Below are 12,138 nucleotides of genomic sequence, written 5' to 3' on the forward strand. Positions count from 1 at the left end.
ACAATCACTACTGCAGCTCGACCCCACGGGCGCGCCGACGGATCGGGTGCTGCGCCTTGAGCTGCGCCTGGCGCGCATCGGCCGCCGCCTGTTCGGCACTGGCCTGCAGCTGCGCGGCATGGGCCAGCAACTGCGCCAGGGGCGCTTCGGGCGCTTCGAGCAAGCGCTCGAACACCCCTTGCAACTGCACGAACAGCCCTTGCATGTCGGCCGCCGTGTACAGGCTGGCGTCGCATTTGAAGGCGGCGGTCAGGCGCTCGGCGTTGACGAACTCGGCGATCAGGTCCAGCTCGGTGGCGCCCTGCCCCGCCTCCTGCGGGGTCACCTGCAGGCCGTGCGGCGCCTGCATTGGCAGGCTGCCTTCCTGGTAGATGAACTTGATCGCGAACAGCGGTGAGCGGCCGGCCTGACGCGGTAGGCGCAGGGCCTCGACCAAGCGGTCGAACGGCAGGTCCTGGTGATCGGAAGCACCGACCACCACATCGCGGCAGCGCTCCAGCCACTGTTCGCCACTGAGGCTGTCGTCCAGCGTCAGCTGCAGTACCAACTGGTTAACGAAGAAGCCGACCATTTCTTCAACCCCCGCATGGTTGCGGTTGGCAACGTCGGTACCCAGGCGCACCCGCGGGCTGTCGCAACGCTGCGCCACCACCAGCGAGAAGCCGGCCAGCAACAGCATGTACAGGGTCAGGCCACGGGCCTTGGCGGTGGCGCGCAGGGCCTCGGCCAGCTCTGGCGGGAAATCGAAGGCGTGTACCTGGCAGGTGCCGGCGCTCACGCCGGCCTGCGGGCTGCCCGGCAGGCGGCTGAGGCGATGGTCGTCGCCCAGGGTGCGCTGCCAGTAATCGAGCTGGCGCTGCATCTGCCCGGCCGCCAGCCATTGGCGCTGCCACACGGCGAAGTCCAGGTAGGCCAGGCCCGGCGCCGGCAGCGATGCCGGGGCGCGCCGCACGGCGGCGTCGTAGAGGGCGACGAATTCGCGCAGCAGGATGCCGAACGACCAGTGGTCGGCGACGATGTGGTGCAAGGTCACCAGCAGCAGGTGCTGCTGTTCGGCCAGGCGCAGCACCGCCACCCGCAGCACCGGGCCGTTGACCAGGTCGAACGGCGCCTGCGCCTGCTCGGCCAGGGCTTGCGCGATCGCCACCTCGCGGGTGGCGGCCGGGGCCTGGCACAGATCGACGACGGCCAACGGCAAGGCCATGTGCGCATGCACCTGCTGCCAGCTGTCGCCGCCTTCCTGGGCGTAGGTGGTACGCAACACCGAATGGCGTTGCAGCAAGCCCTCGAAGGCCGTGCGCACGGCGTCGATGTCCAGCTCGCCGTCGAGCTGCAGGGCGCGCGGGATGTTGTACATCGAGCTGTGTGGCTCCAGTTGCCAGAGGAACCACAGGCGTTGCTGGGCGAACGACAGCGGCTGGCGCTGCGCGGGGTCCAGCGCTTGCAACTGCGGCACCGCCAGCACAGCCGGGGCCGCCACGCAGGCATCGACCGTGGCGGCGAACGCCTCCAGGTCACGGGCTTCGAACAGGCTGCGCAAGGGCAGCTCGACGCCCCGGGCATGGCGCACCCGGCTGATCACCTGGGTGGCCAGCAGCGAATGGCCGCCGAGGTCGAAGAAGTTGTCGCGCAGGCCTACCCGCTCGACGCCCAGCAGTTCGCCCCACAGCGCGGCGAGCTCGCCTTGCAGGGAGCTGCGTGGCGCTTCGAAGGCCTGTGCCAGCAGGCTGGCGTCCGGCGCTGGCAAGGCCTTGCGGTCGAGCTTGCCGTTGGGGGTCAGTGGCAATTGCGCCATGACCTGCCAGTGGGCCGGCTGCATGTAGTCCGGCAGCGCTACGCCGAGCGCTGCGCGCAACCCTTCGCAGAGTGCGGCCTGGGCCTCGCGGTCAGCCTCGGCCAGCGCCTGTCGCGGCACCACGTAGGCCACCAGTTGCTGGCCGACCGGGCCCGGCACGGCCACCACGGCCGCCTCGGCGACAGCCGCCTGGGCCAGCAGGCAGGCCTCGATTTCACCGGTCTCGACGCGGAAGCCGCGGATCTTCACCTGATGGTCGACCCGGCCGATGTATTCCATCTGCCCGTCCGGCAGGCGCCGGACCAGGTCGCCGCTGCGGTACAGCCGCGCGCCGGGGGTGCTGGCGAACGGATCGGGGACGAAGCGTTCGGCGGTCAGCGATGGCTGCGCATGGTAGCCGCGTGCCAGGGCCTCGCCACCGATATGCAGCTCACCGACCACGCCATCGGCCTGCAAGGCCAGGCCTTCGGCCAGCAGGTAGGCGCTGCGCCCGGCCACCGGTCGGCCGATGGGTGCATAGGCGCTGGTGAAACGGGTGGTGGCATCGGCTTCCCAGAGGAAGGGGGTGATGACCGTTTCGGTCGGGCCGTAGCCGTTGACGATGTGCTGCGGGCGCAGTTGCCCCTGGATTTGCTCGAAACCTTCGCGCGGGAAGGCCTCGCCCGCCACATTGAACGAGCGCACCGACGCCGCACGGCCGTGGGCCGCGGCCCAGGCCGCCAGCTGGCAGGCGTACTGGGTGGGGAAATAGACCAGGCTGGCCTGCTCGCGCTCGATCACCTCCAGCGCTTCTTCAGCGCTCCACAGGCCTTCGCCGCGCAGCACGCAGCGGGCGCCGCTGATCAGCGGCAGCAGCCACTGCTCAGTGCCCCAGTCGAAGTTCAGCGAGGCGAAATGCAGGAAGCGGTCGCTGCTGTCGATGCGGTAGAAGCGCTGCATGGTCAGCAGGTGGCGCAACAAGGCGCCCTGCTCCAGGGCCACGCCCTTGGGCCGCCCGGTGGAACCGGAGGTGTACAGCAGGCACAGCAGGTTGTTGCCGGCGAGGGTTGGCGACGGGGACTCGACGCCCTGGGTGGCCAGCACCAGCTCATCGACCCGCAGCAGGCGTGCGGCGCTACCGGCCAGCAACACCGCACTGCGGGCATCCCCCAACACCAACTGCACACCGCTGTCTTCAAGCATGTAGCCCAGGCGCTCGGCGGGGTATTCCGGGTCCAGCGGCACATAGGCGCCGCCGGCCTTGAGGATGGCCAGCAGGCCAATGATCAGGCGCTCGCCACGGGGCAGCGAGATGCCCACCAGCACCTCCGGGCCGACGCCCTCGGCGACCAGCCGCTGGGCCAGATCGCTGGCCTGGCTGTCGAGGCTGGCGTAGCTCAGCGCCCGACCCTCGGCGACCAGGGCGATGGCTTCTGGCGTGCGCCGGGCCTGGGCCTCGATCAACTGGTGCAGCCACACCGGCGCGGCCTGCGCCGGCAAGGCGGCGGGCATCGCCAGCAGCGCCTGGCGGGCAGCCGGGGGCACGCTGTCGAGGGTCGCCAGCACTTGGCCTGCGCCGTCGACGAACTGCCCCAGCAGGCATTCCAGCTGCGCCGCGAGGGCCTGCACCGTACCGGCGTCGAGCGCCGCGCACAGGTAGCTGTAGTGCACCTGCAGGCGCTCGCCGAGGGTCACGGCCAGGGTCAGCGGGTAGTTGGTGCGTTCCAGGTTGGCGACTTCGCCAAAGCGCACGCCGGCCTGGCCGGACTCAGCCAGCGCCGCCGACAGCGGGTAGTTCTCGAACACCAGCAAGGTGTCGAACAGCGCATCGCTGCCCTGCCCCGACCAGCGCTGGATCTCGAACAGTGGCGTGTGTTCGTGTTCGCGCAGCGCCAGGTTGAGCGCCTGCACCTGTTGCAGCCAGTCGCCCAGGGTTTGCTGCAGGGCCGGCCGGGCGATCACCGGCAAGGTGTTGATGAACAGGCCGATCTGCGCCTCGATACCCGGCAGTTGCGCCGGGCGCCCGGCCACGGTGGCGCCGAAGGCCACGCAGTCCTGACCGGTGCAGCGTTGCAGCAGCAACAGCCAGGCCGCCTGGACCAGGGTATTGACGGTGACTTTCTGCTGCCGGGCAAAGGCGCCCAGGCGCTCGCCCAAGGCCGCATCGATGGTTTGGTAGAAGTCGCCGTGGCTGGCCTGTGCCACCGCTTGCGGCGGCGTGGGCAGCGCGTGGGCCAGGCGCGTCGGGGTTTCCAGCGAGGCGAGCTGGTCGCGCCAGAACGCCTCGCTGGCCGCCATGTCCTGCTGACCGAGCCATTGGATGTAATCGCGGTACAGCCCGACCGGGGGCGCCACTTGCTGCCCGGCATAGCGTTGCAGGACTTCGCCGAGCAGGCGCGAGTTGCTCCAGCCGTCCAGCAGCAGGTGGTGGCAGGTCTGGATCAGGTGGTGGCGGGCCTCGCCGGTGCGCACCAGGGTCAGGCGCAGCAAGGGGGCCTGGGCCAGGTCGAAGCCGTGCTCGCGGTCCTCCTGGGCCAGGGCGGCGAGCGCCTGCGGCAGGTCGGCGTGGTCGCGCCAGTCCAGTTCGCGCCAGGGCAGTTCGACCTGGCGCATGACCATTTGCAGCGGCTTGCCCTGCTCGCCTTGCCAGGCAAAGCCGGTGCGCAGGATGGCATGGGCGTCCAGCGCCTGCTGCCAGGCGTCGCGCAGGCGTGCGGGGTGCACGCCCTCGACATCCACGCTCATCTGGTTGACGTAGTCACTGCCGGCTTGTTCATAGAGGCTGTGGAACAGCATGCCCTGCTGCATCGGCGACAGCGGGTAGAGGTCTTCGAGCTGCCGCGCGGCCACCGGCAGCTGCGCCAGCGCCGCGCCATCGAGCCCGGCCAGCGGGAAGTCCGAGGCGGTCACCTGCCCGGGGGCCTGGACGCAGTGGGCGACCAATGCGCGCAGTTCCTCGGCGAAAGCATCGACCAGGGCCTGGATGCGTTCGGCCGCGAACATCTGCTGGCTGAAGCCCCACTGCAAGGCCAGCTCGCCGCCGTACACCTGGCCTTCGACGGTAAGCCAGTTGGCCAGCGGCGCGTCCGGGTCCTGGCCATGGCCGGCGCCATGGCTGGCGGGCACTAGCAACGCCTGCTCATCGAACTGGCGGTCGAACTGGCCAAGGTAGTTGAAGGTCACTCGCGGGCGCGGCAGGGCCGCCAGTTCCGCACGGGTGGCGGCATCACCGAGGTAACGCAGCAGGCCGTGGCCGATGCCCTTGTCGGGCACGCCGCGCAACTGCTCCTTGACCGCCACCAGCGAAGCGCCCAGCTCAGCTTCGGGCACCAGCAGCACCGGCTGCAGGCTGGTGAACCAGCCGACGCTGCGCGACAGGTCGAGGTCGCTGAACAGGTCTTCGCGGCCATGCCCTTCCAGCTCGATCAGCGCGCCCGGTGCCGCCGTCCAGCGGCACAGCACCCGCGCCAGGGCGGTGAGCAGCAGGTCGTTGACCTGAGTGCGGTAGGCCGCTGGCGCAACCTGCAGCAGCTGGCGGGTGAGTTCGGCGTCGAAGCGGCATTCGATCTTGTGTTCATGGCGGTTGTGCAGCGCGCCGTCGCGGTTGTCGCACGGCAGTTCGGCGACTGCCGCGCGCCCCAGGTGTTCGCGCCACCAGGGCAACTGCGCCTGGTAGCCGGGCAAGGCCTGCTGCAGGCGCAGTGCCCAATCCTGATATGCGCTGGTGCGCGCCGGCAGGCGTGGCGGCTGGCCGGCCAGCACCTGGCGGTAAGCCTGCTCGAGGTCTTCGAGCAGGACCCGCCAGGACACCCCGTCCACCACCAGGTGGTGCAGCACCAGCAGCAGCTGCTGGCGGCCCTCGGGCAGCTCGATCAGCAGTACCCGCAGCAACGGCCCGTCGGCCAGGTCCAGGCTGCGCTGGGCAGCCTCGCACAGGGCCAGCGCGGCTTCGGCATCGGCCGCCGTGCAGCGCTGGAACACTTCGCCGGCGCTTTCGCCATAGCGCTGTTGCCAGGTTCCGCCGTGCTGCTCGAAGCGCAGGCGCAAGCTGTCGTGGTGCTCGACCAGTTGCTGCACGGCCTGGGCCAGCGCCTCGCCCTGCAGCGGTGCGCGGGCATCGAGCAGCAGGGCCTGGTTCCAGTGCTGGCGGTTAGGGATGGCCTGCTCGAAGAACCAGTGCTGGATGGGCGTCAGCGGCACTTCGCCGCTGGCCGGCCCACGCACAACAGCCTGGCTCGCCTGCCCGGCCACCTGGGCCAGGCCGCGAATGGTCTGGTGCTGGAAGATGTCCTTGGGGGTCAGCGCCAGCCCGGCCTCGCGGGCACGGCTGACCACCTGCATGGAGACGATCGAGTCACCGCCGAGCTCGAAGAAATTGTCCAGCACGCCGACCTGCTCGAGGCCCAGCAAGGCTTGCCAGATCTGCGCCAGGGCCTGTTCGCGGGCATCGCCGGGCGCCACATGCTCGCGCTGCGCCTGCAACGCGTCGGGCGCCGGCAGCGCCTTGCGGTCGAGCTTGCCGTTGGGGGTCAGCGGCAGCGCGGCCAGCATCGGCATGGCGGCGGGCACCATGTAGTCGGGCAGGTGCTCGCCCAGCGCTGCGCGCAGTTGCTCGCGCAGTTTGCCCTGGGCCGCCGGATCGTCGAGCAAGGCGGCATCGGCCGGCACCACATAGGCCACCAGCTGGCGGCCGCTCGGGCCTTCCGGCGCCAGCACCGCCACTTCGCTGACCTGCGCCTGCGCTTGCAGCCGCGCCTCGATCTCGCCCAGCTCGATGCGGAAACCGCGCACCTTGACCTGATGGTCGATGCGGCCGATGTACTCGAGCTCACCCTGGTCGCGGTAGCGCAGCAGGTCGCCGGTGCGGTACAGGCGCCCGCCGTCGGCGGCGAATGGGTCTGGCACGAAGCGTTCGGCGGTCAGCCCCGGGCGCCCGAGGTAGCCACGGGTAATGCCGGCGCCGGCCAGGTACAGCTCGGCGGCGCAACCTTGCGGCACCGGCTGCAGGGCGGCGTCGAGCAGGTAGGCGGCGGTGTGCGGCAGCGGCCGGCCGATGCTGGCTCGGCCACCGGCCTGGCGGCGGGTCCAGGTCGAGTAGGTGGTGTCTTCCGAGGGGCCGTACAGGTCGTATACGTGCGCCAGCCCCGGCTGGCGATAGAGCTCGTCCACCACTCGCTGCTTGAGCGGCTCGCCGGCGAGGTTGACGATGCGCACGCCGGCGGGCAACTGGCCGTCGCGCAACAGCGCGGTGATGGCCGAGGGCACGGTGTTGACCAGGCGCACCTGGTCGCGCGCCAGCAGCTGCGGCAGCTCCAGGGCATTGCGCGCCAGCACGATGGAACCGCCCGCGGCCAGGGTCACGAACAGCTCCCACACCGACAGGTCGAAGCAGATCGAGGTCGATGCCAGCACACCCTGGATGTCTTCACGGCCATACACCTGGCGCGACCAGTGCAGCAGCGCCATGACGTTGCGATGGGTAATGGCCACGCCTTTCGGGCGGCCGGTGGAGCCTGAGGTGTAGATCACGTAGGCGAGGTTCTGCGCCACGGCGTGATTGGCCGGCGGCACGCCCGGCCAGGCGGCCAGGCTCTGCTCGTCGGCGTCCACCAGCAGCACCTCGGCGCAGTCGGCCAGGGCCAGGCGCTGGGCCACTTCAGGGTCGCTGAGTACCAGGTGCGCGGCGCTGTCTTCGAGCATGTAGGCCACGCGCTCCGCCGGGTAGTCCGGGTCCAGCGGCACGTAGGCGCCGCCGGCCTTGAACACCGCCAGCAGCGACACCAGCAGTTGCGGGGTACGCGGCAGGGCCACGCCGACCCGGGTCTCGGGGCCGACACCGGCCGCCACCAGGCGCTGGGCCAGGCGGTTGGCCCAGCGGTCGAGCTGGCCATAGCTGTACTGCTCAAGGCCGAAGGTAAGGGCCAGCGCCTCGGGCTGTTCGGCGGCCTGGCGGGCGATGCTCTGGTCGATGCGCGACACCTGGTCAAAGCCGTCACCCGGCGGGTTCCAGGCATGCAACAGCTGTTGCTGTTCGTCGGCGCCCAGCATCGGCAGGCGCGCCACCGCTTGATTGGTGTCGGCGACCATGGCGCGCAGCAGGTTGAGCCAGTGGCCGGCCATGCGCGCGATGGTCGGCGCGTCGAACAGCTCGTCGGCGTAGGTCAGTGCGGCGTACAGCTGCCCGCCCTTCTCCCAGGTGTCCAGGCTCAGATCGAACTGGGTGGTGCGGCCCTTCCACTCGATCAGGTCGAAACGAATGCCCGAGGCGGTCTGCAGCGCGCTGAGGTCGGTGACCAGCGGCTGGTGGTTGTACATCACCTGGAACAGCGGGTTGAGCGCCAGGCTGCGTTCGAGCTTGAGCGCTTCGACCAGGCGCTCGAACGGCAGCTCCTGGTGCGCCTGGGCGCCGAGGGCGGTGTCGCGCACCTGGGCAATCAGCCCGGCCACCGTGAGGTGCTCGTCGATGCGGCAGTTGAGCACCTGGGTGTTGACGAAAAAGCCGATCAGCCCTTCGACTTCGGCGCGGTTGCGGTTGGCGATGGGCACCCCCACGCGCAACTCGGCCTGGCCGCTGTAGCGGTAGAGCAAGGCATCGAAGGCCGCCAGCAGCACCATGAACAGGCTGGCCTGTTGTTGCTGGGCCAGGGCGCGCAACTGCAGGGCCAGCTCGGCATCGACCGCGAAGTTGAAGCGGGTGCCGCGATGGCTGGGGGTGGCTGGGCGCGGGTGGTCGGTGGGCAGTTCCAGCACCGGGTGCTCGTCACCCAGCACCTGTTGCCAGTAGGCCAGCTGGCGCTCCTGCTCGCCGGCTTCCAGCCAGGCGCGCTGCCACAGGGCGTAGTCGGCGTACTGGATCGGCAGCGCCGCCAGCGGCATGGGCTGGCCCTGGCTGAAGGCGTCGTAGCAGCGGATGAACTCGTCGATCAGCACGTTCATCGACCAGCCATCGGAGACGATGTGGTGCAAGGTCAGCAGCAGCACATGGCGCTCGGCGCCCAGCTTGAGCAGGCGCACCCGCCACAGTGGGCCCTGCTCCAGGTCGAACGGGCGCTGGGCCTGGGCTTGCGCGCGCTCCTGCACCGCCTGTTCGCGGGCGGCGGCATCCAGTGCGCTGAGGTCTTCGAAGTCGACGGTCACCGCCTGGGCCGCGGCGACCTGGCGCAGCCCGTGTTCACCCTCCTGGCGCAAGGCGCTGCGCAGGGTCTCATGACGCTCGGCCAGCGCCTCCAGGGCCTGGGCCAGTGCATCACGGTCCAGCGGCCCGTCCAGGCCAACGGCGCCCGGGAGGTTGTAGGCCGCGCCCTGGGGATCGAGCTGCCAGAGGAACCACATGCGCTGCTGGGCATATGAGGGCATGCCGCGCTCGGCGGCCTGCACCCCGGCAGGGATGGCGAACTGGGCGAAGTCGACCTGCTCCCGGGCCAGCGCCTGCAAGAAGATCCTGCGTTTTTGCGCCGGCAACTCGAGGAATCGGCGGGCAAGGTTGCGGGCATCTTGAGCATTCATTGGCGTTCATCCGTAAAGAGGGGCAACGAGCGGGGCAGCTCGGTCGTGCATGGAAAACGGATGAACGGAGGGGAAAATTAACGGACGGCGCGGGCAGCCGCCGGTCGCCTTGAAACATTTACTTTCATTTACCTTGGCAGGTTTCTCATTCTCATTCGTCCTATTAAGTGCAGCCTTCACGGTTGAGCCGAGCCTCGACCGCACTTTTTATGCAGAAGACCGACCGATGGCCCGACAACCGAAGAAGAAATCCGCCTCCAAGCTGTGGTTCCTGGTGCACAGCTGGCTCGCCCTGCCGATCTGGTTCTTTGTCCTGATCGTGTGTTTCACCGGCATGCTCGCCGTGGTCAGCCAGGAGATCGTCTGGCTGGCCAACCCGGACGTGCGCGCCAGCAAACCGCTCGATGCGCCCGACGCCGAGCGCCTGAGCTTCCAGCAGGTGCTTACCGCCATGCACGCAGCCGAACCGGAGCTGGCGGTGCGCTTTCTCAGCCAGCCGGACGGCTCGCACTTCGCCCTCAACGCCTCGGTGACCCGCCCTGACGGCACCACCGCGCTGCTCTACGTCAACCCGTACTCCGGGGCGATCCAGGGCCAGCGGCCGAACTTCGACTTCGAGGCCTTCACCCGTGCCCTGCACGGCTGGTGGCTGGTGCCGTTCACCAACGGCTACAGCTGGGGCTGGTACCTGGTGTCGCTGCTGGGCCTGCCGATGCTGGCTTCGCTGGTCACGGGGCTTGTGGTGTACAAGAAGTTCTGGCGCGGCTTCTTCAAGCCGGTGCGTACCGGCCACGGCTCGCGGATCTTCTGGGGCGATGTGCACCGCCTGGCCGGGGTGTGGTCGATCTGGTTCATCGCGGTGATTTCCATCACCGGCACCTGGTTCCTGATCCAGGCGATCCTCGGCGACAACCACGTGACCATTTCCACCGAACCGGTGGTGCCAGTGATCGCCCGCGAGCAGGTGCCGCAGACGCCCGACGGCACGCCGGCACCGCGCATCGACCTGGACGAGGCCGCGCGCATCGCCACCGAGCGCATCCCGGGCCTGGACGTGAGCTTCATCTCCCTGCCGCTGACCGCCTACAGCCACTACAGCATGGGCGGGCGCGGCTGGTACCCGCTGATGTTCCAGACCGCCGAAGTGAACCCCTACACGCGCAACGTCGACGCCCAGTTCCTGCTCGGCGACCGCTCGACCCTGGAGTTCGTCACCGAGTCGATGCGCCCGTTGCACACCGGCGACTTCGGTGGCCTGGCGATCAAGCTGATCTGGTTCTTCTTCGGCCTGGTGCTGACCCTGATGGTGCTCAGCGGCCTGTTGATCTGGACCAAGCGCACCGCCCAGGCCACCGCCGCCGCGCTCAAGCGCAGCGAGCGCCCGGCACGGGCCAGGCAACCGCTTGAAACCCCTGTGGAGGCCCAGCCATGAGCCAGGCGAACAGCGTGCCGCAGGGCGGCTTCAAGCAGTGGTGGCTGAAATGGCGCTTCCACCTGAACATCCTGCTGATCCTCATCCCGCTGGGCTTCATGCCCAAGTACTTCGCCGACGCCAGCCTGCTGCGCGGCGACAGTGGCCTGGGCGCCAACGTGATCCGCGACATCCAGATCGACCGCTGGAGCCTCGACCTGGCCGAGCTGCGTGACGAAGCTCCGCGCGCCGACGGCCCCGCCGGTGACTTCAAGGCGTTCAACGCCGCCCTGTGCAAGACCTGCACCGAGGGCGTCAAGGCGATCTACCTGCGCGTCGGCAAGCCGCGCAGCCTGCGCGCCGCCGGCACCATCTTCTTCGGCTCGCAGCACCGCATGAGCACCAACCTGCCGATCCCGCCCCGCACCCGCGCCGATGCCGACCTGTGGATCACCATCGAAGGCTGGGACGGCAAGATGTACCAGGCTTCGGTGCCGCTGGCCAAGGCATCGCCGGCCACCGTGGCCTGGCTCGAGAAACAAGGAGGCAAGAAATGACACCACCGTTGCTGCGCAGGCTCGCCCTGCCCTTTTTGCTGCTGGCCGCCACCCCGGCGCTGGCGCACAACCCGATGTGCGATTGCACCGAAAACGCCGGGCAGATCACCTGCAAGGGCGGTTTCAGCGACGGCAGCGGCGCGCCGGGGGTAACCCTGGACGTGATCGGCTACGACGAACAGGTGCTGGTGGCCAGCAAGCTGGGGGATGACTCCACCCTCACCTTCAAGCGCCCCGACGGCGAGTTCTACGTGCTGTTCGATGCCGGCCCCGGCCATGTGGTGGAAGTGGACCACGCCGATATCGGTGCGCCATGAGCCGCGCCCAGGTGGTACGCCCGGCGGGTGCCGGGCACGAAACCCTCTATGTGTTGCTGGCCGCCGCGCTGATCCTGCTGCTGGCCGCCAGCGTGGTGGCCCTGCGCGGCGAGCGCGAGGACGAGCAGGCCGTGGCCGCCCACCAGCTCGACGCCCGGCGTGACCTGAACGCCGCCGAACAGGGCCTGCACACCGACTTGTGGGTGGCGGTCGAGGAGATCCGTGCGCTGCGCGAGGAAACTGGCAGCGCGCCGCAGGTTACCGAGCTTGCCGAAGCGGGCCTGCCGCCCTTCGTGGCCGATGCCAGCAGCCAGAGCCGCGGCAGCCTGCAGTGGGCGCTGCTGGACAACGGCGCCTACCTGGGCCGCAGCCAGGCCCCTGAAGTGGCTGGCAGCCTGCTGCTGATCCTGCCGCAGACGGCCGACGTCCAGCCCGATGTGTGGCTGCGCCGCGACAGCAGCGCGATGGCCCCGGACGCCCTGGACAGCGCCACGCTGATCGCCGCCGGTTGGCGGCAGATCGTCATCCACTACGACGCCGGGGTTACCCGCCAACACCGTCATTAAGGATTTG

5 protein-coding genes are annotated in these 12,138 nt (G+C 69.5%); 4 read left to right on the forward strand and 1 reads right to left on the reverse strand.

Annotated elements, in window-relative coordinates; translation table 11 throughout:
• Window positions 1-7: 7 nt before the first annotated feature.
• The gene (locus ABE459_RS12045; RefSeq protein ID WP_346648036.1) at window positions 8-9,280 is read right to left on the reverse strand and encodes an amino acid adenylation domain-containing protein; all 9,273 of its coding nucleotides are present in this window, start codon (window positions 9,278-9,280) and stop codon (window positions 8-10) included.
• 226 nt (window positions 9,281-9,506) lie between these two features.
• Between ABE459_RS12045 and ABE459_RS12050 the strand changes: the two genes are divergently transcribed.
• The 4 genes from ABE459_RS12050 to ABE459_RS12065 are packed head-to-tail and all read left to right on the forward strand — an operon-like array spanning window position 9,507 to window position 12,131.
• Window positions 9,507-10,712: a PepSY domain-containing protein gene (locus ABE459_RS12050; RefSeq protein WP_258706283.1), complete on the forward strand. Its 1,206-nt coding sequence runs from the start codon at window positions 9,507-9,509 to the stop codon at window positions 10,710-10,712.
• Window positions 10,709-11,248: a thiamine pyrophosphate-binding protein gene (locus ABE459_RS12055; protein WP_323831145.1), complete on the forward strand. Its 540-nt coding sequence runs from the start codon at window positions 10,709-10,711 to the stop codon at window positions 11,246-11,248. Before ABE459_RS12050 ends, ABE459_RS12055 begins: the two co-directional genes overlap by 4 nt.
• Window positions 11,245-11,565, forward strand: a complete 321-nt coding sequence (locus ABE459_RS12060) for a hypothetical protein (RefSeq protein ID WP_125858309.1) — start codon at window positions 11,245-11,247, stop codon at window positions 11,563-11,565. The genes ABE459_RS12055 and ABE459_RS12060 overlap by 4 nt, the downstream gene beginning before the upstream one ends.
• On the forward strand, window positions 11,562-12,131 hold the full coding sequence (locus tag ABE459_RS12065; RefSeq protein WP_323831146.1) for a DUF6162 family protein: 570 nt from the start codon (window positions 11,562-11,564) through the stop codon (window positions 12,129-12,131). The genes ABE459_RS12060 and ABE459_RS12065 overlap by 4 nt, the downstream gene beginning before the upstream one ends.
• The last annotated feature ends 7 nt before the right edge of the window (window positions 12,132-12,138 follow it).

The sequence above is a fragment of the Pseudomonas sp. TWI923 genome, assembly GCF_039673365.1.
Lineage (GTDB): Bacteria > Pseudomonadota > Gammaproteobacteria > Pseudomonadales > Pseudomonadaceae > Aquipseudomonas > Aquipseudomonas sichuanensis.

Excerpts from the sequence above, each read along its gene's own strand:
- ABE459_RS12045 (WP_346648036.1), bottom strand. The coding sequence starts at position 9,280 with ATGAATGCTCAAGATGCCCGCAACCTTGCCCGCCGATTCCTCGAGTTG.
- ABE459_RS12050 (WP_258706283.1), top strand. The coding sequence starts at position 9,507 with ATGGCCCGACAACCGAAGAAGAAATCCGCCTCCAAGCTGTGGTTCCTG.
- ABE459_RS12055 (WP_323831145.1), top strand. The coding sequence starts at position 10,709 with ATGAGCCAGGCGAACAGCGTGCCGCAGGGCGGCTTCAAGCAGTGGTGG.
- ABE459_RS12060 (WP_125858309.1), top strand. The coding sequence starts at position 11,245 with ATGACACCACCGTTGCTGCGCAGGCTCGCCCTGCCCTTTTTGCTGCTG.
- ABE459_RS12065 (WP_323831146.1), top strand. The coding sequence starts at position 11,562 with ATGAGCCGCGCCCAGGTGGTACGCCCGGCGGGTGCCGGGCACGAAACC.